At 40.4% G+C, this 25881-nt stretch carries 25 protein-coding genes and 2 riboswitches; of the genes, 21 read left to right on the forward strand and 4 right to left on the reverse strand.

Annotated elements, in window-relative coordinates; genetic code table 11:
* Positions 1 to 15 precede the first annotated feature (15 nt).
* Positions 16 to 651, forward strand: a complete 636-nt coding sequence (locus FOL01_RS03330) for a redox-sensing transcriptional repressor Rex (protein WP_075269327.1) — start codon at positions 16 to 18, stop codon at positions 649 to 651.
* 264 nt (positions 652 to 915) lie between these two features.
* Here the strand turns inward: FOL01_RS03330 and FOL01_RS03335 are convergent, their stop codons facing one another.
* A complete protein-coding gene (locus FOL01_RS03335) occupies positions 916 to 1572 on the reverse strand; it encodes a metal-dependent transcriptional regulator (protein ID WP_075269328.1) in 657 nt (218 codons plus the stop codon).
* A 189-nt stretch (positions 1573 to 1761) separates the two neighbouring features.
* Between FOL01_RS03335 and FOL01_RS03340 the strand changes: the two genes are divergently transcribed.
* Positions 1762 to 2076 (forward strand): hypothetical protein, encoded by a 315-nt coding sequence (locus FOL01_RS03340; RefSeq protein ID WP_075269329.1) that lies wholly within the window; start codon positions 1762 to 1764, stop codon positions 2074 to 2076.
* Positions 2077 to 2300: 224 nt separating this feature from the next.
* Here the strand turns inward: FOL01_RS03340 and FOL01_RS03345 are convergent, their stop codons facing one another.
* The gene (locus tag FOL01_RS03345; protein WP_075269330.1) at positions 2301 to 2840 is read right to left on the reverse strand and encodes a folate family ECF transporter S component; all 540 of its coding nucleotides are present in this window, start codon (positions 2838 to 2840) and stop codon (positions 2301 to 2303) included.
* A gap of 38 nt (positions 2841 to 2878) precedes the next feature.
* Positions 2879 to 2971: riboswitch (THF riboswitch) on the reverse strand.
* Positions 2972 to 3136: 165 nt separating this feature from the next.
* Between FOL01_RS03345 and rbsR the strand changes: the two genes are divergently transcribed.
* The 3 genes from rbsR to FOL01_RS03360 all read left to right on the forward strand — a co-directional run bounded on the left by rbsR (position 3137) and on the right by FOL01_RS03360 (position 7027).
* Positions 3137 to 4129, forward strand: coding sequence for a ribose utilization transcriptional repressor RbsR (gene rbsR / locus FOL01_RS03350; protein ID WP_075269331.1), 993 nt, complete (start codon positions 3137 to 3139; stop codon positions 4127 to 4129).
* A 38-nt stretch (positions 4130 to 4167) separates the two neighbouring features.
* Positions 4168 to 5190 carry a DUF3114 domain-containing protein gene (locus FOL01_RS03355; protein WP_075269332.1) on the forward strand — a complete coding sequence of 341 codons (1023 nt, stop codon included), beginning with the start codon at positions 4168 to 4170 and terminating at the stop codon, positions 5188 to 5190.
* 205 nt (positions 5191 to 5395) lie between these two features.
* Complete coding sequence (locus FOL01_RS03360; RefSeq protein WP_075269333.1) at positions 5396 to 7027, forward strand: peptide ABC transporter substrate-binding protein; 1632 nt, start codon at positions 5396 to 5398, stop codon at positions 7025 to 7027.
* 163 nt (positions 7028 to 7190) lie between these two features.
* Here the strand turns inward: FOL01_RS03360 and FOL01_RS03365 are convergent, their stop codons facing one another.
* A complete protein-coding gene (locus tag FOL01_RS03365) occupies positions 7191 to 8546 on the reverse strand; it encodes an aspartate kinase (RefSeq protein ID WP_075269334.1) in 1356 nt (451 codons plus the stop codon).
* Between the two features lie 109 nt (positions 8547 to 8655).
* A riboswitch (Lysine riboswitch) is annotated at positions 8656 to 8828 on the forward strand.
* A 96-nt stretch (positions 8829 to 8924) separates the two neighbouring features.
* On the opposite strand from FOL01_RS03365, the gene alr reads away from it, so the two are divergent.
* The 8 genes from alr to FOL01_RS03405 are packed head-to-tail and all read left to right on the forward strand — an operon-like array spanning position 8925 to position 17212.
* A complete protein-coding gene (gene alr, locus FOL01_RS03370; protein ID WP_075269335.1) occupies positions 8925 to 10040 on the forward strand; it encodes an alanine racemase in 1116 nt (371 codons plus the stop codon).
* Between the two features lie 18 nt (positions 10041 to 10058).
* Positions 10059 to 11345 carry a diaminopimelate decarboxylase gene (lysA, locus tag FOL01_RS03375; protein WP_075269336.1) on the forward strand — a complete coding sequence of 429 codons (1287 nt, stop codon included), beginning with the start codon at positions 10059 to 10061 and terminating at the stop codon, positions 11343 to 11345.
* Between the two features lie 28 nt (positions 11346 to 11373).
* Positions 11374 to 12084 (forward strand): 2,3,4,5-tetrahydropyridine-2,6-dicarboxylate N-acetyltransferase, encoded by a 711-nt coding sequence (gene dapD, locus FOL01_RS03380; RefSeq protein WP_075269337.1) that lies wholly within the window; start codon positions 11374 to 11376, stop codon positions 12082 to 12084.
* Positions 12085 to 12096: 12 nt separating this feature from the next.
* A complete protein-coding gene (locus FOL01_RS03385; protein WP_075269338.1) occupies positions 12097 to 13248 on the forward strand; it encodes an N-acetyldiaminopimelate deacetylase in 1152 nt (383 codons plus the stop codon).
* Positions 13249 to 13262: 14 nt separating this feature from the next.
* Positions 13263 to 14138, forward strand: a complete 876-nt coding sequence (gene dapA / locus FOL01_RS03390; RefSeq protein WP_075269339.1) for a 4-hydroxy-tetrahydrodipicolinate synthase — start codon at positions 13263 to 13265, stop codon at positions 14136 to 14138.
* A gap of 4 nt (positions 14139 to 14142) precedes the next feature.
* The gene (dapB, locus tag FOL01_RS03395; RefSeq protein WP_075269340.1) at positions 14143 to 14883 is read left to right on the forward strand and encodes a 4-hydroxy-tetrahydrodipicolinate reductase; all 741 of its coding nucleotides are present in this window, start codon (positions 14143 to 14145) and stop codon (positions 14881 to 14883) included.
* A gap of 39 nt (positions 14884 to 14922) precedes the next feature.
* Complete coding sequence (locus FOL01_RS03400; protein WP_075269341.1) at positions 14923 to 16104, forward strand: pyridoxal phosphate-dependent aminotransferase; 1182 nt, start codon at positions 14923 to 14925, stop codon at positions 16102 to 16104.
* Positions 16105 to 16138: 34 nt separating this feature from the next.
* Positions 16139 to 17212: an aspartate-semialdehyde dehydrogenase gene (locus FOL01_RS03405; protein WP_075269342.1), complete on the forward strand. Its 1074-nt coding sequence runs from the start codon at positions 16139 to 16141 to the stop codon at positions 17210 to 17212.
* A gap of 68 nt (positions 17213 to 17280) precedes the next feature.
* Here the strand turns inward: FOL01_RS03405 and FOL01_RS03410 are convergent, their stop codons facing one another.
* A complete protein-coding gene (locus FOL01_RS03410) occupies positions 17281 to 18018 on the reverse strand; it encodes a M15 family metallopeptidase (protein ID WP_075269343.1) in 738 nt (245 codons plus the stop codon).
* A gap of 235 nt (positions 18019 to 18253) precedes the next feature.
* Between FOL01_RS03410 and FOL01_RS03415 the strand changes: the two genes are divergently transcribed.
* The 8 genes from FOL01_RS03415 to aroC all read left to right on the forward strand — a co-directional run bounded on the left by FOL01_RS03415 (position 18254) and on the right by aroC (position 25878).
* Positions 18254 to 19447 carry an aminotransferase class I/II-fold pyridoxal phosphate-dependent enzyme gene (locus tag FOL01_RS03415; protein WP_075270611.1) on the forward strand — a complete coding sequence of 398 codons (1194 nt, stop codon included), beginning with the start codon at positions 18254 to 18256 and terminating at the stop codon, positions 19445 to 19447.
* A 112-nt stretch (positions 19448 to 19559) separates the two neighbouring features.
* Positions 19560 to 20177, forward strand: a complete 618-nt coding sequence (locus tag FOL01_RS03420) for an ECF transporter S component (protein WP_075269344.1) — start codon at positions 19560 to 19562, stop codon at positions 20175 to 20177.
* Between the two features lie 177 nt (positions 20178 to 20354).
* Positions 20355 to 21035, forward strand: coding sequence for a VIT1/CCC1 transporter family protein (locus FOL01_RS03425; protein ID WP_075269345.1), 681 nt, complete (start codon positions 20355 to 20357; stop codon positions 21033 to 21035).
* A gap of 4 nt (positions 21036 to 21039) precedes the next feature.
* Positions 21040 to 21717: a VIT1/CCC1 transporter family protein gene (locus FOL01_RS03430; protein ID WP_075269346.1), complete on the forward strand. Its 678-nt coding sequence runs from the start codon at positions 21040 to 21042 to the stop codon at positions 21715 to 21717.
* 109 nt (positions 21718 to 21826) lie between these two features.
* Positions 21827 to 22636, forward strand: a complete 810-nt coding sequence (gene aroE, locus FOL01_RS03435) for a shikimate dehydrogenase (RefSeq protein ID WP_075269347.1) — start codon at positions 21827 to 21829, stop codon at positions 22634 to 22636.
* 4 nt (positions 22637 to 22640) lie between these two features.
* Positions 22641 to 23621: a 3-deoxy-7-phosphoheptulonate synthase gene (gene aroF, locus FOL01_RS03440; RefSeq protein ID WP_075269348.1), complete on the forward strand. Its 981-nt coding sequence runs from the start codon at positions 22641 to 22643 to the stop codon at positions 23619 to 23621.
* A gap of 10 nt (positions 23622 to 23631) precedes the next feature.
* Entirely contained in the window at positions 23632 to 24696 is a 1065-nt protein-coding gene (gene aroB, locus FOL01_RS03445; RefSeq protein WP_075269349.1) for a 3-dehydroquinate synthase, read from the forward strand.
* A 3-nt stretch (positions 24697 to 24699) separates the two neighbouring features.
* Positions 24700 to 25878 carry a chorismate synthase gene (gene aroC, locus FOL01_RS03450; protein WP_075269350.1) on the forward strand — a complete coding sequence of 393 codons (1179 nt, stop codon included), beginning with the start codon at positions 24700 to 24702 and terminating at the stop codon, positions 25876 to 25878.
* Positions 25879 to 25881 lie beyond the last annotated feature (3 nt).

Consider the following 25881-nt stretch of genomic DNA (forward strand, 5'->3'; position numbering starts at 1 on the left):
AAGAGGTCGAAATAAATGGTTGAACATGATATTCCTAGAGCAACGGCAAAGCGATTGCCAATTTACTATCGCTACTTAAAACTGTTGTTAGACTCTGGGACTGTCCGCGTTTCATCAAATGAATTATCTGATGCAGTAAAGTTTGATGCGGCAACAATTCGACGTGATTTTTCTTACTTTGGCGCATTAGGTAAGCGTGGATACGGTTATGATGTCGAAGCCTTGATGACGTTCTTTGGTGAAATTCTTAATCAAGATACGTTAGCTTCTGTTGCGTTAGTTGGAGTAGGAAACTTAGGTCAAGCTTTGTTGAATTTCAATTTCCATCAAAGCTCAAACGCACGCATTGCAGCAGCATTTGATGTTAATCCTGATATTGTTAATACCATTCAGTCAGGAATTCCAGTGTACAGTCTAGATGATTTAGAGAAACAAATTACGGATCAGCGCATTGATGTTGCGATTGTAACTGTACCTGCTGATGTTGCGCAGGATGTGGCTAAGCGTTTAGCAACTGCAGGTGTGCGTGGTATTTTGAATTTCACGCCATTGCGTTTGGATGTACCAAAGTCAATTCGTGTTCAGAACGTTGACTTAACTAATGAGCTACAAACGCTTTTGTATTTTATAAATAATTTTGGTGAAAAGTAGGTTTTTACCCAAATTATAATTAATTGTAAATAAAGATGGGGTTACGACAGTTTTTAGTCGTAACCCCTTTTTCTCTTAAAATTTGTTAATTATAGGCTGGCTTCAAACCAACTTTTGTCTCGCTTTGCATAAACGCGTTCCAAAAGTCTGAAGCCTCAATGTAACGCCATTTACGATATTCCTGTCCTTCGCTGTGCTCCGGTCAAAAATATCGCAAACCACGTTACACACCGGCTTCAAACCAACTTTTGTCTCGCTCTAATATTAATCGTTAATATAAATGAAGTCTGCAGCATGTTGTGTAACTTGGAGCTTTCTATCACCAGAAACCAATACTAATGGACCGTCAAAAGGTAGACGCTCTTTAATTGTCCACGTGCTGTTTAGGTCTAGTTGTAAAGTCTCGGTATATTGTAATAACTCTAAGTCTTCAGTGAAACTGTTAATAGTAACAGTTTCATTATCGTTAGCTTCACGTAATGCTCGTAATGATTTTGGATGGTAGTGGTGCTCAATATCGGGAATGACAAGCCCATGAGGACTTAATTCTGGGAATCCTAAATATTTATCTAGCGCGTTAATAAATTGATCGTTTGCATCATGATCTAGATTGTCAGCATTCGAATGCGCTTCTGAAATTGATAAGCCAAGCTTCATTGCGCCAAATGTTTCGATTAAACGGTGTGATCGGATCAAACGAAGGGCGGTTGCACGACCAGGTTTTGTTAAAGTAACCCCATAGTAAGGGACTACATCGACTTCACCAGCTTCTTGGAGTTTTGCTAACATGTTAGAAACTGATGAAGGGGTGACATTTAAATGTTCAGCAATCTGGTTATTTGAAATTTTTGTTGATTCATCGCCGACACTTAACTCTAGGATAGTTTGTAAGTACTGGGTTTTAGAAATAGATTCAGGCATAATGTAAAAATTCCTCGTTTGTTGTGTAATAGTTAATGTTGTTAATTATATCACGGAAAAAATGATTGTGTTTTTTTCGCAGGTAAAAAAATAATATGTTTGATAAAACATTTAGGATAGGTTATCATAATTATGGAAAATTAAATTAGCAACTGACAACAGTCAGTAACAAGTTTTGGAGGCTAGATTATGCAGGAAACAAAAGTGCGCCAAGAGAACAAGTTAGTTGGATGTGCCGTCATTCGGCAATTATTGCAAAGCTCACGTGACATTTCTGAGCAGACTGTTCATCAACTAGTTGAATTACTAGAGTCTACGGTTGATTGCCAGCAAGAAGTTTTTGTTGGTCAGGTATATGATAGTTGTGTCTACAGAATCGGTTGTGGTAATGTTTATTCGGAAACAAAATTAAAATTTGCCACACCGGATGTCCGCAATAAGTTTGCCAGTTCATTTGAGGCTGCCTGTCAGGAGGTCAGTTTGCGTGTTCATCGAAGTTACTAATAATAGGTTAAAAACTATTTTCTAATTTCTATAATTAGTCATTTGGATGGATAATTATGAATATTACAGCCCGGTACTATAAAGTAGTGGGGCCTGAGTTCAAAGGGGGTTGGGACATTTATTTGTCCCAACCCCCTTTATGCTTAAAATACATTAATCATAACTTTATAAATTCTAATTATAAACGTTTTTTATTTGTCATTCCTTAAACTAATGTAAATGTTTTATATTTTTTGGTGTAGCTGCTCAATTGTTTGATTGTTAAGCAAAAAATATAACAAAATACTTTGGATAGGTAAAAAGACAAGTTGTTTAATCACTCGTACCCATAACAAAGACATAATAGTTTCATTATTATGAATATTACCAATTATCACGACCCATAATGTATTGCATAGGACGTTGACGACTACAAGAACAATACTTACTGTTATGATGATTCGAAGCCAAGATAACGTTTGTTGCTTATAGAAGGAAAAACCGTAAATAGCAGCTGCTAAGACAGCAGATAGGGTAAATCCCCAAAAATAACCGTAACCATTGAGTAAGCTACTAATCACATCAGTAAAAATCGCAACTAGCATTCCCCAGGCAGGACCATACCATTTCGCAATCATACCGACAATTAAAAAAGTAAAACCAACTTTAAGTGTGGCAGTCCCTAATGAGAAGCGACTGATGACTAAATGTAGGGCGATTAAAATGCCCAGCATAGCCAATTGTTTTGTACGTAAACGTGGTAAACCATATTCTAATGTTTTCATTTGAAAACACCTCCTTTTTTTTGGAGGGTTTCACTTATTACAGTGAATGTGATCAAGACATCGCGGTAATCCTTCGTCCATGGCTCACATTCCGTTTCCATGGCACTTAACGCATCTTAATCTACCCTGTGCATCTAACAAAGTTATATTATACTGCAAAGAATTTAAAAGTAAAATGAATTTCTAAAAAGCAAAACAAACGTCAAGGGTTTAAAATGTTTAAAAAGTTGGTAAAATGTTTTAATAAGGGTAATTCATGGATATAAAAATGAGGACTGTCTACAAAGGGGCCGGATATGGGAAAAGTTTCAATTAGAGATGTTGCTAGTTTAGCGGGTGTATCAATCGCGACAGTATCACAAGTATTAAATGGCAAAGGAGCCCGTTTTTCTGAAAAAACAAAAGCGAAAGTCTTGGCGGCCCGTGATGAAATTGGCTATGTACCAAATGCAAGTGCCCGTAGTTTAAAACAAGGGGCTAAGATACTAATTGGTGTCGTCGTACCGAGTTTACGTAATCCGTTTTTTGGTGATTTAGTGCAACACATGCAAGAAAATATTCCTGATAACGTCTCATTATCAATTATGACGGCAGGAGCTGGTCAGGCTGATCAAACCATTGAAATATTGGTTAATTCAGGTGTTCATGGTATTATTATGGCAGGTCAATTGGCACAACCTGTTGCTATTGCTAGTAGTTTGAAAAAGCGCGGCATAGCCTTAGTGGTTCTTGAGAATCATGACGGATTAGTTGATGCAGATGCTGTTTTTGCTTCTGATAAAATGGGTGGTCACCTGGTGGCTGAACATCTGTTAGCTCTCGGTCATAAACACGTTGTGCTGTTAGGAAATCAAGTTTATACTGACAACTTGCAATATCGAACAGCAGCATTTAAAGAGACGATGTTGGCTGCAGGGGCGAAAGTGAGTGAAGTTGCAACACGCAATTTGACAAAGCATGCTGGTCGCGCAGCTGCAATGGCCGTTTCGATTACACAAGCTACTGCAGCGTTCGCATTAAATGACGAACTTGCTATCGGCTTAATTGCTGGACTTAATGCACATGGTATTCAGGTACCTAATGATATGTCAGTTATTGGCTATGACGATACTGACTATGCTGAGTTTTTCAGACCTGCATTAACGACTGTTGAACAGCCACTATGGTTAATTGCTGAAGCGGCCATGAAAACGGTGGTGGCACGTATTAATCATCCTGATACCGAACGACAAGTGGCTGCATTTGATACGAAATTAATTGTTAGAGAATCAACTGCACCACTATCATAGATATGGTAAGGTAAGTGTAACAAGGAGGTCATTTTATAATGACAGGATTGTTCAAACGAACACGCGAACTAATAAAGTCACCGATAGGAGTCTATAAGCGCCAGACCATTATGTCAGCAGCTTTATCAACCCAAGTAACACATCTTATGAATGATGGTTGGGTGCCAAAGTCAATCGCTGCTTATGTTGATGATATTGTCAATAATGAGCAATTGAACGACCAAACAATGAATCAAATTTTATCGGAAAAGTGGGGCGAAGCACATCGAATTGGTTCATCGCTTTTTACGACCATGTTTACAGCTGGATTTCATCGTGGCGGTGTACCAGCAGCTGATCGCCTGGAAGTGATATACAAATTGCTAGGTATGACGGTTAGTCCGACTAATTTTGTGAGAATGTCACGGTTAGGTGACTGGGACTCAAAAGACAAGATTAAGGACGTTGACTTGTATTATTTGCATCTCGAAACGATTGATGAGGTGCAAGACTATTTTGAATTTGTTAAACAAGTTGCCTATATGGTACGACTAAAGCATCATGCTTGGAATGGTATTCGTTCAAAGTATGAAACTAGTCGACAATTAAGTACGATCATGGACAATCAATTGCGATACTATCTTAGCAAGCCAATTGTGGATTTTATTTTACGTAATGACTGGCGTCAAGAAGATGTTGCTGAGGAAACCTTACAGTTGACTGGCACACCGGTGTCGTATCCTAATGTTGCCTTTCATAATCGTGGGGTTGCTAAGCAGGATAATGTCAAGATGGCATTACCAGGGTATCATCTAGAATTGATTTTTAATAATCAAGGTCACTTGGTATCGATGTGGGAGGCATTAGAAGCTCATCAGACGATTGATGAATATGGTGTACTTGCTTTTTCAGAAGTACCAGATGATTATTCATTAGCTGAACTACAGATGATTGCCAATACGGAATCAACCAATTATGCAAATGCTGGTGGTCCGATCCACCAGTCATTAGATGTAAAGCCTGCTAATCGTTACGCGGGTCTTGAATCAGATTTACGTAATTATGCGAAAAAACAATTTTAAAGAATTATAAGTTAGAAATTTTAACGATAAGCAGCTGAGTTTTTATAAATTCAGCTGCTTTTTTGTATATATATTTATTTAAATAAAAAACAATCCAAAATAATGAATAAAAATAAATAAATCACTTGATTTTTGCATAAAATAATTATAGTGTAGATGATGATCAAGTAATTAAGGTGATTTACAAAAGGGGTAATTTGAGAATATGAGAAAATTGGGGAAGTTTGCAGCTATGGCTGCTTCAGCGACGATGTTAGGCAGTATTATCATACCAGCAACTTCAGCATCAGCATCATCTACGGGTAAGACGATTCATTGGTCAGAAGGGGCAGCTTTGCCAACGATGGATCCAGCTAAATCTACAGCGACCGTTTCGGGAAATGCGATTGGTGCCACTAGCTTGCCATTAGTACAGTTTGGTCAAGAAAATAAAATTGAAAACGAAGCTGCAAAAAGTTATGAAAAGTCAGATGATGGATTAACTTATACCTTTCATTTACGTCATGATTTGGAGTGGGAAAATGGGGATGACCTAACGGCTAAAGACTTTGTTTACGGCTGGCAACGATCAATTACTCCGAAAACGGCAGCAGAATATGCTTACTTGTTAGAGGTTGTTAAAAACGGTGAAGCGATTGAAAAAGGTGACAAGGATCCTTCTGAATTAGGTATAGAGGCAGTAGATGATTATACGTTGCAAGTCACGTTGGAATCGCCAGCTTCATATTTTATACAAGAACTTCCAATGGAAGTCTTCTTTCCGCAAAATCAAAAATTTGTGGAGAAAAAAGGTGACAAATTTGGTACTTCTGCTGCAAACTATCTATCAGCGGGTCCTTATAAACTTAAAGGATGGACAGGGTCAAACAATAGATATGCGTATGTGAAAAATGATAAATATTATGATGCAGATAAGGTAAAAACGAAAAAAATTACCGTTCGTACCATTAAAGATCAGAATACTGGGTATAACTTATATCAGGGAAAGAAGCTTGATTTTACAACACTTTCTCCAGATCAAGTGCAGGCTTCAAAACATAAACAAGGATATACAAAAATTAAAACTGGTTCAGTAGAATCCTTGCAAATGAACCAAGAAAAGGTGCCTGAGTTTAAAAATACTAAGATACGTCAGGCTGTTTCTTATGCAATTGATCGTAAGGCACTGTCAAATAAAATTGTGACAGGATCAGCCACGCCAGCAACAACATACACACCTAAAAATTTGGTCAATAATCCTAACAATAACAAGGATTTTGCTTCTGATGCTGAGTTGGATGGGGCCATTAAGTATGATAAGACAAAGGCAAAAAAGTTATTTAAAGCTGGTATGAAGGAAGCTGACAAGTCGAAGCTGTCAGTTCAATTGTTGACTGATGATGATGATACGTCAAAACGTGTGGCACAATTCTTGCAAGAACAATTAGAAAAAAACTTAGATGGTATGGACGTGACAATTAAAACGGTACCAATGAAACAACGTTTGAAGTTAAGCATGGACGGTAATTTTGAATTGTTAAACTTTGGTTGGTTAGCTGATTATGCGGATCCTTCATCTTTCTTAGATTTGTTTAAATCTGATGCCTCATACAATTATGGTAAGTGGCATAATACGGAATATGACGCACTTTTAGAAAGTGCTGAAGTGCAAAATGCTAATAATAAAAAGGCACAGTATAATGATTTTAAGAAGGCCGAACAGGTTCTTGAAAAGGAAGTTGGTACAGCACCATTGTATTATCGGTCGACATCTGCATTGATGAATCCAAAAATTAAAGGAATTATTGCCAATCCTACTGGTGCGCCATTTAATTTCAAATATGTTGTTAAACGCTAACGGCTATTGGAACGCGTTTATGCTATAAAATTTATAAACTTATAATTAATGCATTTTTAGCACAAAGAGGTTGGGACAATTGTTTTGTCCCAACCTCTTTTGTATTATTATCAATGTCAACTTACAGGATTCATGACAATCTAGGTTTTATTATCATTAAAAGCTAAAAAACAGCGTTATAAATGACCCGTACGGCTTCGTTCATACGATCGACTGGGACACCAATCATTGTCGAAATTTGTGAGGCACCTTGATTGATCATTGGTAGATTGATGCCGGCCTCAGCCAAAGACGAAGTTATTTTGCTAAATGTACCAATATGTTGTTGCATACCTTCACCGACGATCATAATGATGGCATAGTCATCTAACCAATCTAGTTCATCTGGCGCGATAATGGCGTAGAGATCATGGCTAATATGGGCTTTGATTTCAGGCGTTAATTGTGCTTTATCAAAGATGATGGTCATATCATCGATTCCAGAAGGCATATGCTCATAACTCACATTATATGTTGCCAAAATTTGTAGTATTTTCAAAGTAAAACCGACTTCACGGTTCAGCAAATAACGATGCAAGTACAAAGCGGCAAAGCGATTGTCATTGGCGATACCCGTGACAGGATTTTCAGAATCAATCTCATGATTAGGCATGATCATGGTACCCGGAGCTTGTGGATCGTTGGTGTTTTTGACATTAATTGGTATATTCGCTTCAATGACCGGAATAATTGCTTCATCATGGAAAACCGCAAAACCAGCATAAGACAATTCACGCATCTCGCGGTAAGTCATTTTTGAGATTGGTTGTGGGTGGGAAACAATCTTTGGGTTAGCGGAATAAATTGCTGATACGTCAGTGAAATTTTCATACAAATCCGCTTGCAGACCTCTTGCTAAAATTGCGCCAGTAATATCAGAACCACCGCGGCTAAACGTTGCAGCATAACCATCATTGGTATAGGCGATAAATCCAGGAACAATTAGGAGACTCGTGTCATCAAATTGATACTGATTGATGGCATGATAACTTTCTGGATCTAGGCGGGCAGCACGTGGCGAGCCAGTCACAGTAAGTCCTAATTCGGCTGGTGAAACAAAGCTGGCTGGCATGCCTTTTTCTTGCATAATTGCTGCTAGTAACTGGGCATTTAATAGTTCACCATGTCCCATGAAAGCGGCATAGAGATGATTAAATGATGGATAGTGCACGCGGTTGAGGTGAACGAGTTGTTGCTTAATCTGTAAAATGATCTTATTATCTTCTAACGAAAAGTGCTGAGCAATCTCTTGATAACGTGCTAATATTGTCGTCATAATTTCATCGGTGTAAGCGCCAGCAATTGTTTGATCAGCGTAAGTTTTTAGTAAGTCGGTCACTTTGATGTCACCATCAAAACGCTTCCCCGGAGCTGATACGACAACGACCCGACGATCATTGTCTGCTGTAATAATATCCAAAACTTTTTGGAATTGTGCGCCTGTTGCCAGGGATGAACCACCAAATTTTACGACTTTCATTGTTTCTGCCTCCAATTGAATTCCTAATTGGCACTAATTAAAAGTGAAAAAAAGATTAATGTCAAGTGTTGACACAACCATAAAATTAATATACTCTAATATTACGTTAATGATTAATAGAGGTTGCAACCAACAACAGTCACTTAGTGGAGTTCACACAGACAATGATACTAAGTAAAAGGGGCGGTTGCCGAAATGATACAGATTGTGTAACCCGTATCGTTGGGCTAATAGCGAAAAACTATTAGACTGTCGCTGAATAAGCGGGGAGCTATTGTCACAGTCTTAAGGAATAGAAATGTGTCCGATTGACAGTGCAATAGTACTGTCAGTCGGTTTTTTTTATGCAATAAATTTAACAGCAAAGGGGCCATTATCATGGTAGTAGCAGCAACAAGACCAACAAGAATTAAAATATCACAAGTGGCAGTCACACATAATGTGGCCGTTACTCGTCAGGCAAGCGGTGCGAAGTTTATGTTTTTAGCCGTGAAAGCCAACGCTTATGGATTTGGTCTGATACCAATGGCACAAGCTGCAGTCAAAGCAGGGGTTGATGGTTTAGCTGTTGCCGTGTTAGATGAGGCCTTAGCTTTACGACAAGCAGGCATTACGGTACCAATTCTTATCTTGGGAATTACGTTGCCACAATATGCCAAGTTGATAGCTGATAATAATTTAATTGCAACGGTTAGTGATTTAGCTTGGTTACAATCAGCTCAGAAAAATTTGGATGAACATCAGGCGACTTTACAAGTTAATTTAGGCGTCGATACAGGCATGGGCAGAATTGGTTTTCGTAATCGTGAGACATTATCTGAAGCAATCGCGTACTTACAATCGCACACGACTTTCTTTAAATATCAAAGCATCATGACTCATTTTTCAGAATCTGATTCATTAGCCACAGATTATTTTCAAAAGCAGTTGGCAAATTGGCATCGCTTAACGGATGATCTGCCAATGCCACCGATGGTTCATTTAGCAAATTCTGGGGCCGCAATGTATCATGCCGATGAATTACCAACTGATTATATTCGTGCGGGGACAGTTGTTTATGGTATTGAACCATCACGTGGTGAGGTTTTGCCAGATAATTATTTAAAACCCGTTCTAACTTTAGAATCAGAACTTGTCTATGTGAAAAAGATGCCAGCCGATGTGGGGATTAGTTATGGTCATAAGTACTACACCCATGAAGGTGAATGGGTTGGTACGTTACCAATCGGTTATGCCGATGGTTTGCCACGGCCAATTCAAGGCTTTGAAGTATTAGTAAATGGTAAAAAGGCACCTATTATTGGACAAATAGCAATGGATCAAATGATGATTTCATTACCAGAAGAATTACCAGTGGGGACTGTCGTGACGATTATTGGTAAGCAAGGGCAGTATGAAAATACAATTGAAGATATTGCGCAACATGTGGGACTAGCCCCTTGGGTCGTCGCTACAGGATTACAAGATCGACTGATGCGCGTGCTTGTTGATTAAAAGGGAGAAATAGTAGATATGTCAAAACCATATGAAGTCAATCAGAACGGTGAACTAACAATTGGTGGCGTTACGGCGACAGAATTAGCCTCACAGTATCAGACACCACTTTATGTGTATGATGTAAATCATATGCGTCAGCAGATGCGAGCTTTCAAAGCCGTATTTATGAAAAGAAAACTTGATTATGCTGTTTCATACGCATCTAAAGCCTTTGCAACGGTTGCTATGTATGAGGTTGCCGCACAAGAAGATGTCCATTTAGATGTTGTCTCGGGTGGTGAGATTCAAACAGCCTTAGCAGCAAATTATCCAATGAATCATGTATCTTTTAATGGTAATAACAAGTCGGTTGCTGAGCTGGAAATGGCAGTTGATAGTGGTCTAGGAACGATTATCCTTGATAACTTTTATGAATTAGATATTTTACATGATGTGTTGAGTGAACGGGACAAAAAGCAAGATGTCCTATTAAGAATCACGCCAGGAGTTGAAGCGCATACCCATGATTATATTTCTACTGGTCAAACTGATAGTAAATTTGGCTTCGATGTCGCAAGTGGTCAAGCTTATACAGCACTTCAAAAAGCAATTGCTGATCCATATATCAATGTGTTAGGTGTTTCAGCTCATATTGGGTCACAAATATTTGATGTGACTGGTTTCCAGATGGCTGCCGCAAAGTTGGTCGACTTAGTTCATGAATGGGGCTTTGACCCACAAGTTATCAATACCGGTGGTGGTTTTGGTATTCGTTATACAGAAGATGACAAACCATTGCCAGCGACCGAATTTGTTGAGGCCATTATTGATACGATTACAGAGAAAACGACGTCATATGGGATGTCAATGCCAGCCATTTGGATTGAACCAGGACGAGCAATTGTTGGTCCCGCTGGTTATAACCTTTATACAATTGGTGCCAAGAAAGATGTGCCCGGTATTCGAACATACCTATCAGTTGATGGTGGGATGGGTGATAATATTCGGCCAGCTTTATATGAAGCAAAGTACGAAGCAGTCTTGGCAAATAACCCACAAGCACCCACAGAACAAGTTGTTCGGGTTGCTGGTAAATATTGTGAATCGGGGGATGTCCTGGTTTGGCAACAAGAATTACCAAAAACGAAGCCTGGGGATGTGTTAGCAGTCTTGGCGACTGGTGCTTACGGCTACTCAATGGCATCAAATTACAATCGTAATCCACGACCAGCAGTTGTCTTTGTCGAGGATAGCCACTCACAATTAGTTGTTGAACGAGAAACATATACTGACATGATTCGCTTAGATAAGCATTATCAATAAAAAAATCGCAAGTAGGAGACAAATCAAGATGAATAATTTAGATGCACAAGAAATTATCAATTACATTGCAACTGCCCCTAAAAAGACACCAGCAAGAGTAACTTTAGCGGGAGATTTAGCCGATATTGAATGGCCGACAACGGTGCAGGCTTTTATTGAAACCAAAACTGGTACCGTAATTGGTGACTATCAAGATATCCAGCCTGTCCTTGCCGCAGCAGCGGATCAAATATCGGATTATCATGTGGAATTATTGGCGCGAAATAGTGGTGTACCATTGTTGAACTATGAAAACGTTGCCGCTCGAATTGAGCCAGGTGCCATTATTCGTGATCAGGTGGCAATCGGTGAGAATGCCGTTGTGATGATGGGAGCGGTTATTAATATCGGTGCTGAAATTGGCGCTGGTACGATGATTGATATGGGTGCTGTTCTTGGTGGACGTGCAACTGTTGGTCAGCACAGTCATGTTGGTGCGGGAGCGGTGCTCGCAGGGGTCGTTGAACCAGCCTCAGCAACACCGGTGACGATTGGTGATAATGTATTGATTGGTGCCAATGCAGTGGTTATTGAAGGGGTTCAAGTTGGTGATAATGCGGTTATTGCAGCTGGTGCAATTGTTACCAAGGATGTACCAGCAAACACGGTCGTTGCTGGTGTGCCAGCTAAAGTAATCAAGGAAATTGATGAAAAGACCCAGGCAAAGACTGCGCTAGTTGATGCCCTAAGGTCACTATAAGCGGAGGTAGATATGACGATTACAGATTTAAATTTAATTGATATTCGTCGCCATTTACATGCACACCCTGAATTGTCATTGGATGAGTTCGAGACACAGCGTTATTTAAAAAATATTGTGACGGCTTGGCAATCATCTTGGTTGACTATTCGAGAAATACCAGCGTTACCGACAGCTCTGTTGGTACGATTGACCGGTAAGCATCCTAAACGAACGATTGGCTATCGAGCAGATATTGATGCGCTACCTATTACAGAAGAGACTGGCTTACCTTTCTCTTCAGAACGTGCCGGGGTCATGCATGCATGTGGACACGATATTCATATGACTGTTGCCCTAGGGGTTTTAGCCCATTTTGCTGAGCAACAACCGGAAGATAATATGGTCTTTTTGTTCCAGCCAGCTGAAGAGGAACACGCTGGCGGTAAACAACTTTATGAATTAGGGACATTTGTTGATGAATGGCGACCAGATGAGTTTTACGCCTTACATGATCAGCCCGCTATGCCAGCCGGCCAGATTGCTACTCGTCAAGGCACTTTATTTGCCGGTAGCGCAGAAATTCACTTAACGATTAAAGGACAAGGTGGTCATGCAGCCTTTCCACATCGATCACAGGATGTGATTGTTGCCGCAGCTGCTTTTGTCATGCAAGTTCAGACGATTGTCTCGCGTAATGTTGATCCAGTTCATGGTGGTGTGGTAACGGTTGGTATGGTACAAGCTGGTAACATTGGTAATGTCATTCCAAATGAAGCAAAGTTAGCGGGTACGATTCGCGCGTTTGACCAGTCAGAATTAGAAATGATGCAACAACGTGTCAGAGAAATTGCGCAAGGGTTGGCGACTGTGTATGGTGTCGAATTTGATTTACAATTAGAACAAGGCGGTTATTGGCCTGTTAATAATGATCCCGATATCACCCGTGAGTTTATTCAGTACATGGCAAATGATGATGAGATTGATTTTACAACTTGTGAACCAGCTATGACGGGAGAGGATTTTGGGTACATTATTAACCAAATCCCAGGAACGATGTTTTGGCTTGGGGTCGGCGATGTTGACCATAGTTTACATGACAGTCGATTAAGTCCAAATGAAACAGCGATTGAAACAGGTGTTAAGGCAATTATTAAGTATTTGTCTTGGCGGATGTCAGCATAGAAAGTGTGAATAAAATGTACGAAGATATTTCTTTAATTACAGCAATTATTACACCATTTACTAATGATAATACGATCGATTATCCAGCGTTAGATTCATTAACTGAACGATTGATTGCCGAAGGGACTCAAGGATTTGTTATTGGTGGTACGACCGGTGAGTCACCAACATTAACGCATGATGAAAAAATTTCGTTATATGCTTATTTTGCCGCAAAAGTTGGTGACCGTGGTCCGGTCATTGCGAACGTCGGTGATAATAATACCGCCCATTCCGTTGCATTTGCCAAAGAAGTCAGCGAGGTTTCGGGTGTTGATGAGGTGTTAGCAGTGACGCCCTATTACAGTAAGCCTAATCAAAAGGGGATGATTGCGCATTTCCAGGCTATTGCCGATGCATCTAATGTCCCCGTTATGATTTATAATATTCCTGGTCGTACCGTGGCCGGATTGAATAATGAGAGTGTTTTGGCATTAGCCGAACATCCTAATATCAACGCGGTTAAGCAAGTGACAAGTATTGATGACTTAGCCTATCTTGTTGATCATGCACCCGAGGGATTTAAAGTTTATACCGGTGAGGATTCACAGACACTAGCTGCTAAGGCAGTGGGGGCGGCCGGAACGATTTCAGTGGCTGCACACTTATATAGTAAGGAAATGACCGATTTGTTCCAAGCACTTGCCGAGGGAGATGTTGCAAAGGCTGGTGCACAACAACGTTGGTTAACGCCACGTATGTCAGCTCTGTTCAGTTATCCATCCCCAGCACCAGTAAAAGCGGTGCTTGCACATCAAGGTGAGGTCAAAAACGTGACTCGCTTGCCAATTCTGTCATTAGATAACGCAGAGACCGAAGATGTATTAGCAAAACTTGATCGGAAGGAATAATAATATGACAACCGTATTTTTAGCTGGTGGTTTCGGTAAAATGGGCCGTGCCATTCAGCAGATGATTCAAGATGCAGCTGATTTAGAATTAGTCGGTATATTATCAGGATCATCGCATGAAAGTGAATTACCTGTTTTTACGTCATTAGCAGATATTGACGTGACCGCAGATGTTTGGGTCGACGTTACCCAACCAGAGGCCGCTTTTGCTAATGGACAGTATGCGCTAACGCATGGATTTCAACTAGTTGTTGGGACCAGCGGGTTACAAACTGAACAAGTCACGACTCTAAAAACTTTAAGTGAAAAAGAACAGCAATCAGCCTTGATTGTGCCCAACTTTTCATTGTCGGGGGTTTTGTTGATGCAATTTGCCGCGCAAGCAGCCAAGTATTTACCTGATGCAGAAATTTTGGAAATTCATAATCCTAAGAAAATTGATGCACCCTCTGGGACAGCGCGTGCGACTGCGCAAGCAATTGCTAAGGCACGCCAACAAGCCCCAGTGGCAACGAATACATCGGATCCAGCACGAGGTGATCAAATTGATGGTGTTGACGTTCATGCCATGCGGTTACCCGGGTATGTTGCTGAAGAAGAAGTTGTCTTTGGTGCACCTGGCGAAACTTTGCGGATAAAACAGACGTCGTTTACTCGTGAGTCATTTATGGGTGGGGTCGGATTAGCTATTCGCCAGATTAACACCATTGCAGGATTACAAATTGGGTTAGAAAAGGTATTATAGATATTAAAAAGTAGGCAAGGAGCCAAGGGGAGTTAAAAAATGGTTGAATTAAGTGCAGCGTTAGAAGGACAGTGCAACAAAGTATTAGCGGCGACGGTACCTTCGCCAATCCGTGTAGTAGATGATAAGTTTTCACAAATTGATGGTATTTTGAAATTAACACTAGGTGAGCCTGATTTCGCAGCACCAGAACATATTAAACAAGCAATTATTCGTGATGTACAAGCAAACGATTCACATTACTCACCTTCACAAGGTATCATGCCATTACGTGAAGCAATCTCAGATTACTTAGTTGAACGTTTTGATACACCAAGATATGATCCAGCTACTGAGATTAGCGTAACGGTGGGAGCTGCTGAAGCAATCAATGCGGCATTCCAAGCTTTGTTCAATCCTGGGGATGAATTAATTATTCCAACGCCAACCTTCCCATTGTATGAGTCGGTTGCCCAAACGTCAGACATTAAAGTGGTCGGCCTAAATACAGCTCCTGATTTCATTGTGACACCTGAAAAGTTAAAGCATGTCTTAGCTGAGCATCCAAATGCCAAAGCTATTTTGCTTAACTATCCATCAAATCCAACTGGTGTCACTTATTCTGAAGACGAATTAAAAGAATTAGTTGCTATTTTGCGGGAACATCAATTATTAGTAATTGCTGATGAAATTTATGCTGAATTGGTTTATGATGCCAAGCATACTTCAATGGCTCGTCTTTTGCCTGAGCAAACAGTATTGATTAGTGGGGTCTCAAAGTCACATGCGATGACTGGTTATCGCATTGGTTATGCTGTTGGACCAGCTAAACTAATGAAGCAGGTTGGTAAAGCACATCAATCAATGCTTGCTACTGCACCAGGTCCTATGATGGCCGGTGCTTTAGAAGCCTTGCGTAACGGTCGTGAAGATCCTGTCAAGATGCGTGCTGTTTATGAAGAACGTCGTGACTTGGTTTTGAAGGGCTTGGCAGAAGCTGGCTTTACGGCGGCTCGACCTGGTGGGGCTTTCTACATTTTTGCGAAGATTCCAGAATTTTTGAATACTAATGATATTGAATTTGTTTATGACTTGGCAGATTCTGTCAAATTGGGGGTTGCACCTGGTTCAATTTTCGGTGCTGGTGGTGAAGGTTATATTCGTATTTCTTACGCTGCATCAACTGAAGATTTGGAATCGGCTATTACCCGTTTAAAGCACTACGTTGATTTAACAAGATAAATCTGTAACTAGTGAAGTGGGGGAGAAAAATAAAATGACAAATGAAGCAGGTTACGTTGTAGCTATTTTGGGAGCAACTGGTGCCGTTGGTACCCGAATTTTAGCACAGTTAGAACAGTCAACGATTACAGTTAAATCACTGAAATTGCTAGCATCTGTCCGCTCAGCTGGACAGACCCGTCAATTTAGAGGGCAAGATATTGTTGTTGAAGAAGCAACGCCAGACTCATTTGACGGTGTTGATTTGGTATTAGCATCTGCTGGCGGTAGTTTAGCAGGTAAACTATTGCCAGAAGCTGTTAAGCGTGGGGCTGTAGCAGTTGATAATTCGTCACGCTGGCGGATGGATCCTAACGTACCACTTGTGGTACCAGAGGTTAATCCCGAAGCCTTGGCAAGTCATCAAGGGATTATTGCTAATCCTAATTGTTCAACGATTCAAATGGTTGTTGCCTTGGAGCCATTACGTAAGGCTTATGGCTTGAATCAGGTGATTGTGTCGACTTATCAAGCTGCTTCAGGTGCTGGTCAACGTGCATGGGATGAGTTATTGCATCAAGCACAACAACACTTAGATGGAGAGACTGAAACGGCTGACATTTTGCCAACTAAGGGGGACAAAAAGCATTTCCCATTGGCCTTTAACTTATTGCCACAAATCGATGTTTTCCAAGATGATGGCTATTCTTTTGAAGAACAAAAGATGATGCAAGAAACTAAGAAAATTTTGTTTGGTGACCCTAAGTCAAGTGAGGTAAAAGTTACAGCAACTGCCGTGCGGGTACCAGTCCCAATTGGTCATGGTGAGTCAGTGTATGTTTCTGTAGCTGATGAATCAGCTACGCGAGAGGATGTCCAACATATCTTAGCTAGTGCACCAGGGGTAATCCTAGAAGATGATCCAGCTAACCAAGTATATCCACAACCAATCAATGCGGTTGGTAAGCGTGAGACATTTGTTGGTCGTGTTCGTGCTGACAATGAAAATCCTGGTAGCTTTAATCTATGGGTCGTGTCGGATAACTTATTAAAAGGTGCCGCATGGAATACCGTGCAAATTGCTGAAGAATTAGTTAAGCGCGATTTGATTCATAGTCAGGCTAAATAAAATACTAAAAAAGGTGTGACAAAACAGTTTCAAAACGTTTTGTCGCACCTTTTTACTACTTTTAATTGTTAATAAGCTTCAACCCATGGGAATTCAGGTTTTGTGGCACCATAGATGGCAAAACCTTTGTCAGTCAGACTAGCCCAGTTTTGATTACCATAATCAAAATGCCACCATTCTTCACTGTAATTTGTGAAGCCGACTTGGGTCATGACATGGTATAACAAGCGTCGATTTTCACGTACAGCATCGTATTTCGGATCAGTCTCTTCTGTTTCGTAATAGGTCGTTTTTGCTCGTTGACTAATATCATCAAATGGACTACCCATATCTAACAAGCGACCATTCTCATCAACAATTGATAAGTCGATCGATCCACCCGTGTTATGAGGGGATGGCTTTGTGGCATCAGTTGATGGTAAGGCAACGATACGAAGTGCCGCTTGCTGGATTTCTGCTTCAGAATAATCAGGATGATCCTGCTTTACAAAGCTTTTCATTTGATCAAATAAAGCTTGCTGCGTTGGAATGCTGCGCCATGTATCAAAAATCACAAATTTATAACCATAAGGTAGCTTGCGGGTTGCTGCAATGAGCTTTTCTTGAACGCCTGCCCGTGTATATAAATCAGGGTAGCTGCCCGGCAGATTTTGAATAAAATATTGCGGACTAACGACCATCTTTTCTGGCAAATAGCTTAAAGAAACGAGCGGCTCGTTATTCTCCCGAATAGGAACCTCACGAATGGGAGACCAGTCCCAGTTTGTAACTGGTGTTTCAATTGGCGTGTCAGTAAAATCTAACATCTAATGCCTCCTTGGTAATTAAATAATTAAAAAATTATGTCAATTTATTAGTATGTCTTAGCCCCATTCTACCATGAATTCAGTCTAATGAAACCGCTTTATGGTTGTTAAAAAACGCACAAATAGTGTAAAATAAAAGCATTCTTTTTACAGAAGTAAATACTTTCCTGAAAATCGGATTTTATATTATAATGATATTCAATTAAAAAATAAAAAGAAATGTGAGTGAATGAAAATGACCAAAAATGAATTTGTACAACCACTTAATCCAAAGGTCACAAGCTTAGCTGCTGATGGCCTCATCGGTTTTCAAAAAAAGGTTCGCGATATTCCTGATTTGTTACGTTTAACATTCGGTGAACCTGGTTTCAACGTAGATGGTGCCATTAAAGACGCTGTTATTTCATCAGTTGCCAACAATAATTCACATTATAGTGATGCCCAGGGGGAACGTGATCTGCGTCAAGCAGCCGTAAAGTATTATGCATCTCGCTATGATTTACCTTTCGAGAGTGAAGACAATGTGATTGTAACAGTCGGTGCCTCAGAAGCCATCAATGTTATCTTTATGACGTTATTGAATGAAAATGAAGGGTTGCTTATTCCTGAGCCTGCATATACACCCTATACAGCATCGCTGGACTTGGCACATGGTACAAAAATCACCATTAATACCCGGCCAACAGACTTTAAATTAACACCAGAGTTGGTGGCTGATGCTGTAGAGCAAGCCAATGTACCAGTAAAGGCCATTTTATTTAATTATCCATCAAATCCAACGGGAGTCACTTATACTCGTGATGAGTTAGAAGCCCTGGCAGATGTGTTTAAACGTTATCACTTATGGGTGATTTCTGATGAGATTTATGCACAACTGACATATGATCAAGACCATGTCTCGTTAAGCAGCTTATTACCTGAGCAATCGATTTTGATGACCGGACTATCAAAGTCACATGCCATGACTGGTTATCGCATTGGGTTCATTATTGCTGATCAAGCATTTATTGATGAAGCACAAAAGGTGCACCAAGCATTGACATTTGCCTTGCCAAAATTTATTCAGGATGGTGCTACGGTTGCCTTAACGACGGCTGCCGATGTTGCTGATGACATGCGTGATACTTACAAGCGTCGTCGTGATTGGTTAGTACCACATTTAGAAGAATTTGGTTTTGAAGTTGTTAACCCAGAGGGAGCCTTTTATATTTTTGCTAAGATTCCTGATGATATGGGGCATGATAGCGAGGCTTTTGCCTTGGACTTAGCTGAGAATGGTCATGTTGCGATGATTCCCGGCTCAGCCTTTTCTGAATACACGCCGGAGTATGTGCGTATTTCATACGCTGCTTCAGACGAAGATTTGCAAGAAGCGGTACGTCGTATGTCAGCTTTCTTCGCTGCCAAAAGGGCCAATGTTAACGCCTAAAAAATTTACATAGTGGTTTCAAAACATCGTTTGTCGCATCCATTTTTTGGTATATAATAAACAATGCAGCTTAGAATGTTTAATAACTTTATGATAAATTTGGAGGAACGCGATGCAAACGCGTGTAAACAAAAGTCGACATTTAGTCTTAACAGCGCTGTTTATAGCGGTTATCTTACTACAATCAATTGTGCCATGGCTTGGCACATTGCCTTTGGGAGCTTTTGCGGTCGGTGCAGCGGTGACTATTATTACTTATACGGTCGCCATTGGTGCGATGGTTCTTGGACCTAAAACAGGGGCTTTATTAGGTTTTGTTTGGGGTGCCTATTCTTTATGGCATGCATGGGCTAGTGTCCCAAGTATTGGTGCTTTGATTTTCCGTAATCCCATCACAGCATTGGTGCCAAGGATTATGGTTGGATTATTGACTGGTTATTTATATCAAAAATTTGTGCAACAATATGAGTTAAAAAAACAGGGGCCTGGCTTAGCTATCTTAGGTAGTTTGTCAGCTGTTATTAATACAACGTTGGTCTTATTGATAACATGGCTCAGTTTTACTGTGATGGATACTTCTTTTACCGGTATTCCAAACACTAATTTAGCGCAGTGGTTGATCGTTTCGATTGCTGGTTTTAATGGGATTTTTGAAATTATCGCCGGGGCCATTTTAGTACCACTGATTGGCTTACCACTCATGACTTATTTTAAAAATCGTTTGACTTAGTATACAAACTAAATAATTAAATTCACGGGTTAAGTGAGTTTATTTAATCAGGTAACGATAGCGAGTAACAACACTCATGATCGTTACCTGTTTTTTTACGGCTATTTTTTGAAATTTTACCGTAACAAAAACTTTTTATTTTTATCTGGTGTATAATAAGGAAAGAGGAGAAAGCATATGACGATAGGTAAGGATTTAGCACAAAGGAATAATGTTATTCGGGCTGCTGTTATGGGAGCTAATGATGGTATTTTATCCGTATCAGGTATTGTTATCGGTGTTGCAGGGGCAACGACAGATTCGTTTGCAATTTTTATTGCTGGCTTTGCCGGTGCGCTGGCCGGCACAGTTTCGATGGCGATGGGTGAATATGTTTCAGTGCATTCAGAAAACGATGCCCAAATCAAGGCAGTGGCGACTCAGAAAGCAGCGTTAGCAAACCATTATGAGCAAGAATTTGATTTTGTCAAAAGGCAGTATATGACGCAAGGTATATCAGCAGATTTAGCGCAAACGGCTACGGCAGAATTGATGGCCCGTGATTCATTAGAAACGACGATTCGTGAACGGTATGGCTTTACGCAGCATCATGAAATATCTGCTTTAGCGGCAGCTCTGGCATCAATGATTTCATTTCCATTAGGTTCATTGTTACCGATGCTAGCAATTACATTATTACCAGTTCATTTACGTATCCCCGCAACAGCGCTTGCTGTGTTGGTTGCCTTAGCAATTACTGGTTTTTCAGCTGCTCATTTATCAGGAGCAAATGAATATAAGGCAACTGGTCGTAATGTTATCGCAGGTATTTTTACAATGATTGTGACATATTTTGTCGGAACGTTAATAGGAGCGTGAAATTATGCAGGACTCACAAACAACGATGTCGGAAAAATTGAACACGATTCGTGCAGGTGTATTAGGATCAAATGATGGCATTTTGACAGTTGTTGGTGTTCTTTTTTCAGTAGGTGCAGCGACAACTAATCAGTTTACAATTTTAATAGCTGGATTAGCAGATTTAATGGCGTGTGCCTTATCAATGGCATCTGGTGAGTATGCCTCAGTTAGCTCACAAGCGGATGCAGAAAAGGTGGTGGTCGCGCTTGAGCAGGATCGAATTCAGGTTAATCCTAATAGTGTGCAACAAGATATTTATAACTTTTACCATGAACAAGGACTAAGTGAAACAACTGCAGACAAAATTGCCAATGAATTAATGCGTAAAAATCCGCTGGCAACAATTTTGAAGGTAAAATATGATGTTTCATTGGGCCATTATGTTGGTCCTTGGTCTGCAGCATTTTCTTCCTTATTCTGTGCAGCTTTGGGTGGTTTTTTACCATTAATTGCCATGTATATGGCACCAGTTAAGTGGAAATTCTTAGCCACAATTGGCGCAACGGTCATTGCGGTTGCTTTGACAGGCTTATTAAGTGCGCGGTTGGGAAATGGTTTCCCAAAGCGTGCAATTATTAGAAATATAATTATTGGTATAATTACAATTACTATTCACTATGGTATTGGAAAGCTCTTTTGATTTTAGTACACTAAACAGAGAGAAGAGTTTAGCAATATCATGTCACTTGAGAGGCTGTACTTTTCGGTCTCTTTTTTATTGCTAAAAATATATATTCCTGGAGATAATAATGACAGATCATTACGGGCTAATTGGTTATCCGGTACAACAATCCAAATCACCAATTATGCAAAATGAAGCCTTTCGGTTGTCTAATGTTGATGCTGACTATCAGTTATTTGCTATTGAGCCAGAAAATTTAGGGGAAAAATTTCATGAATTAGTTGCCCATGGTATACGTGGTCTGAATGTCACGATGCCTTTTAAGCAAGCAATTATTCCTTATATTGATGAAATGTCTGCGTTATCAAAAAAATTAGGAGTGGTTAACACGATTTCTGTGCAAGATGGCCAGATATTTGGTGACATTACGGACGGCATTGGCTTTTGGGCAACAATTCAACGGGTACCAAAGCATGTTGTTATTTTAGGAACTGGTGGTGCAGCGCGCGCCATTATTGCCAGTGCACCTAGTGAAAGTCAGTTACACGTCTTTAATCGCATGACGCCAGAATTTGATCAGAAAGCAGCCATGTTAGCACCATTATTGGATGAACCATTACATAATATTGCCTATGTAGATCAATTTTTATTAGAAGCAGATTTGATTATTAATGCAACAAATGTGGGTATGCAAAATAATCAATCGCTTCTTTCACCAAGACAATTTGCCATTACACCAAATCATGCGCAAGTTGTCGATGTTATTTATAAGATGAACGACACACCATTTGTAGCAGCTGCCAAACAGGCCAATCGACAAGCAACCGATGGCCTCGCCATGTTAGTAGGGCAAGGTGCATTGAGTTTTGAAAGATGGACAGGCATCCAACCTGATCAAAACGCAATGTTGACAGCGATTTTAAGAGAAGGAAGATAATAAAATGATTGTTATCATGGCAGATGAGTCTGCAGCACAAAAAACTTTAGCGAAGGCCAAGGCTAATCATATAGAACATGTTTATGCCTCTGAAAATCGTGTTGGTTTTGCTGGTTTAAAGGACATTGACGAGGTCCCATTTATTAATGAACAGCAAGTCGTAGATGTGATTACGAATCATCCGGCAGCAATGCAAGTTAGCCGGGCCTTTCATCCGACTGATACGGTGATTCAGACACCTCACTCAACAATTGGTGGTCAGAACTTTAGTTTAATTGCTGGACCAGATGCTATTGAATCTGCCGAACATGTCTTAGCGATGGGTCAAGCTGCCAAGGCAGCTGGCGCAACGATTTTACGTGGGGGATCTTATAAACCACGTACGAGCCCATATAGTTTTCAAGGACTTGGTGAACAAGGACTTATTTGGCATCGTGCAGCGGCAGATGCTTTAGGTATGGACATGATGACGGAAATCATGAGTCCTGCGGATGTTGATTTAGTTGGTAAATACACAGATATTTTCCAAATCGGCACACGTAACATGCAAAACTTTTCCTTACTAAAAGCTGTCGGTCGTCAAAATAAACCAGTGTTATTAAAGCGCGGTATGAGTGCAACAGTTGATGAGTTTTTAAGTGCAGCAGAGTATATTGCATCTGAAGGGAATCAACAAATCATTTTGATGGAGCGCGGTATTCGTAGTTTTGATCAAAAATATTTGCGGAATACAATGGATGTTAGTGTGATTCCGGTCTTGCAAAAGTTGACTCATTTACCTGTTTTGGCCGATCCATCACATGCTGCTGGAGTTTCTGAACATGTGTCGCCAATTGGATTAGCTGCGGTTGCGGCTGGTGCGCAAGGTCTAATGCTTGAAATTCATGATCAACCAGCAAAAGCCTGGGTGGATGGCAAACAAGCATTGACGCCTGATCAGATGACGAATTTATTTGCAAAAGCAAATGCTATTCATGAACTATGAGGTGAATAATATGGTGACAGTTTCTGTTCCTGATAAAACCTATCAAGTGCAAGTTTTAGACGGTTTGCGCCATGAAATTGGTAAAAAAATTCGACAAGTATGGTCACCACGACAGATATTAGTGATTACTGATAAAAATGTGGCTGATTTGTATTTATCTGATACAGTGGTACAACTGCAATCAGCTGGGTACCAGGTCACCACACTAGTACTGCCTGCAGGTGAACGTTCAAAGTCATTGGCAAGTCTTGAAAAAGCTATTTCGTGTTTAGCTGAACATCAATTCACTCGTGCGGATGGTGTAATTGCTTTAGGTGGTGGGGTAGTTGGTGATTTAGCAGGTCTAACATCCGCCACATATATGCGTGGTATTGCATTCATTCAAATTGCAACGTCGCTAACCGCTCAAGTTGATTCAAGTGTGGGTGGTAAAACAGCCATCAATTTAGGTCAGACAAAGAATATTATGGGAACATTTTACCAACCTGATTTGGTATTGATTGATCCAACTTATCTTAAGACACTAGCCATTCGTGATTTAGTAGAAGGCTACGCTGAAGTGGTTAAATGTAGTGTCTTAGCAGGTGGTGATTTTTGGCAATTGACTGGTACGATTCGGACGGTTAATGATATTTTGACTAGATCATCAGAGCTGATTACCCAATCTGTACAATATAAAGCTGATATTGTGATGCAAGATGAACGTGAAGCAGGGATTCGCAAGTATCTTAATTTTGGGCATACGATTGGTCATGCGATAGAATTACTGGCTGAAGGTGGTCTCAGGCATGGAGAAGCAGTGGCAATTGGTATGATAGCAATCACAGAACGTTTTGTTGCTGAAAACATTAGTTCGTCTGAATTTTTACAAGCGTTAAATCGGCGCTTACAGTTAGTTGGTTTGCCGGTGGACTCTGTTTTGATTCGCCAGCCAGCGACAATTGACCAGTTGGCGCACGATAAAAAGAACCTTTCAGGTATCTTACAGCTAGTCGCAGTTAAAGAACCTGGTCAACCAGCAATTATCAAAAAGTCATTGGCAGAGATGACAGAATTTATTGAAGGAGCATCTTAACCTATGCGATATATGACAGCAGGAGAAAGTCATGGTCCAGAAGAGGTTGCCATTATTGAAGGCATTCCAGCAGGCCTGACAATTACAACAAATGATATTAATGAACAACTGGCTCGGCGCCAACATGGTTATGGGCGTGGTCAACGTCAAGTTATTGAAACTGATACCGTAACGATTATGTCTGGTGTCCGTCACCAAGTCACTTTAGGATCACCCATTGCTTTAAATGTTCATAATGATGATCACAATCATTGGTCAAAAATTATGGATCCAAATATCCCCGCAACTGTTGAGAATAGTATGCGTAAAGTCATGCGACCAAGACCAGGTCATGCCGATTTAGTTGGTGGCATGAAATATCGGCATCAGCATGATTTGCGAAATGTACTAGAACGTTCATCAGCTCGTGAGACAGTGATGCGTGTGGCTGTGGGTGCCGTCGCTAAAAAACTATTGGCGGCGCTTGATATTGATGTTCATGGTTTTGTGACGAATATCGGTCCTGCTAGTTCAGATTTGACACAACTAACGCAATATAAAACCTTAGCGGAATTGCGTGCGGTCACTGAAAGCTTACCAACACGTGCATTGACCGCTGCGGATGATGAAGCGATGCGTGAAGTGATTGATCAAACAAAACGCAATCGAGATACGGTTGGTGGTACGGTGCAAGTCATGGCTACTGGTGTACCAGCTGGCTTAGGATCGTATGTATCAGCAGATGAAAAATTAGATGCGAAGATTGCCCGTGCAATGGTGGGCATTAATGCCTTCAAAGGGGTTGAATTCGGTGGTGGTTTCACAAATGCGACAAAATATGGTAGTGAACTGATGGATGAAATCTATTGGTCAGCTGAGCGTGGTTTTTATCGTGGCGCTAACCATCTGGGTGGTTTTGAAGGCGGTATGACAACTGGTGAAGTGATTGTTGTCCGTGGTCTTGTTAAGCCAATTCCAACACTATATCAACCAATGCAGAGTGTTGATATCGACACCCATGAAGATCACCGTGCATCAACAGAAAGATCAGATACAACGGCAGTAACAGCAGCAGCAGTTATTGCTGAGGCTATGGTGGCAATTGAACTTGCAAAAGCCATCTTAGATAAATTTGATACTGATAGCTTGTCACGTTTACAAGAACAAGTGGCAGCTTATCGTGAAGAAATCAAACATTTTTAATTG

Source organism: Weissella thailandensis (assembly GCF_001932615.1).
GTDB classification, from domain to species: domain Bacteria; phylum Bacillota; class Bacilli; order Lactobacillales; family Lactobacillaceae; genus Weissella; species Weissella thailandensis.

Bases quoted from the DNA above. Each gene is read 5' to 3' on its own strand.
- FOL01_RS03330 (WP_075269327.1), top strand. From the start codon at position 16: ATGGTTGAACATGATATTCCTAGAGCAACGGCAAAGCGATTGCCAATT.
- FOL01_RS03335 (WP_075269328.1), bottom strand. From the start codon at position 1,572: ATGCCTGAATCTATTTCTAAAACCCAGTACTTACAAACTATCCTAGAG.
- FOL01_RS03340 (WP_075269329.1), top strand. From the start codon at position 1,762: ATGCAGGAAACAAAAGTGCGCCAAGAGAACAAGTTAGTTGGATGTGCC.
- FOL01_RS03345 (WP_075269330.1), bottom strand. From the start codon at position 2,840: ATGAAAACATTAGAATATGGTTTACCACGTTTACGTACAAAACAATTG.
- rbsR (WP_075269331.1), top strand. From the start codon at position 3,137: ATGGGAAAAGTTTCAATTAGAGATGTTGCTAGTTTAGCGGGTGTATCA.
- FOL01_RS03355 (WP_075269332.1), top strand. From the start codon at position 4,168: ATGACAGGATTGTTCAAACGAACACGCGAACTAATAAAGTCACCGATA.
- FOL01_RS03360 (WP_075269333.1), top strand. From the start codon at position 5,396: ATGAGAAAATTGGGGAAGTTTGCAGCTATGGCTGCTTCAGCGACGATG.
- FOL01_RS03365 (WP_075269334.1), bottom strand. From the start codon at position 8,546: ATGAAAGTCGTAAAATTTGGTGGTTCATCCCTGGCAACAGGCGCACAA.
- alr (WP_075269335.1), top strand. From the start codon at position 8,925: ATGGTAGTAGCAGCAACAAGACCAACAAGAATTAAAATATCACAAGTG.
- lysA (WP_075269336.1), top strand. From the start codon at position 10,059: ATGTCAAAACCATATGAAGTCAATCAGAACGGTGAACTAACAATTGGT.
- dapD (WP_075269337.1), top strand. From the start codon at position 11,374: ATGAATAATTTAGATGCACAAGAAATTATCAATTACATTGCAACTGCC.
- FOL01_RS03385 (WP_075269338.1), top strand. From the start codon at position 12,097: ATGACGATTACAGATTTAAATTTAATTGATATTCGTCGCCATTTACAT.
- dapA (WP_075269339.1), top strand. From the start codon at position 13,263: ATGTACGAAGATATTTCTTTAATTACAGCAATTATTACACCATTTACT.
- dapB (WP_075269340.1), top strand. From the start codon at position 14,143: ATGACAACCGTATTTTTAGCTGGTGGTTTCGGTAAAATGGGCCGTGCC.
- FOL01_RS03400 (WP_075269341.1), top strand. From the start codon at position 14,923: ATGGTTGAATTAAGTGCAGCGTTAGAAGGACAGTGCAACAAAGTATTA.
- FOL01_RS03405 (WP_075269342.1), top strand. From the start codon at position 16,139: ATGACAAATGAAGCAGGTTACGTTGTAGCTATTTTGGGAGCAACTGGT.
- FOL01_RS03410 (WP_075269343.1), bottom strand. From the start codon at position 18,018: ATGTTAGATTTTACTGACACGCCAATTGAAACACCAGTTACAAACTGG.
- FOL01_RS03415 (WP_075270611.1), top strand. From the start codon at position 18,254: ATGACCAAAAATGAATTTGTACAACCACTTAATCCAAAGGTCACAAGC.
- FOL01_RS03420 (WP_075269344.1), top strand. From the start codon at position 19,560: ATGCAAACGCGTGTAAACAAAAGTCGACATTTAGTCTTAACAGCGCTG.
- FOL01_RS03425 (WP_075269345.1), top strand. From the start codon at position 20,355: ATGACGATAGGTAAGGATTTAGCACAAAGGAATAATGTTATTCGGGCT.
- FOL01_RS03430 (WP_075269346.1), top strand. From the start codon at position 21,040: ATGCAGGACTCACAAACAACGATGTCGGAAAAATTGAACACGATTCGT.
- aroE (WP_075269347.1), top strand. From the start codon at position 21,827: ATGACAGATCATTACGGGCTAATTGGTTATCCGGTACAACAATCCAAA.
- aroF (WP_075269348.1), top strand. From the start codon at position 22,641: ATGATTGTTATCATGGCAGATGAGTCTGCAGCACAAAAAACTTTAGCG.
- aroB (WP_075269349.1), top strand. From the start codon at position 23,632: ATGGTGACAGTTTCTGTTCCTGATAAAACCTATCAAGTGCAAGTTTTA.
- aroC (WP_075269350.1), top strand. From the start codon at position 24,700: ATGCGATATATGACAGCAGGAGAAAGTCATGGTCCAGAAGAGGTTGCC.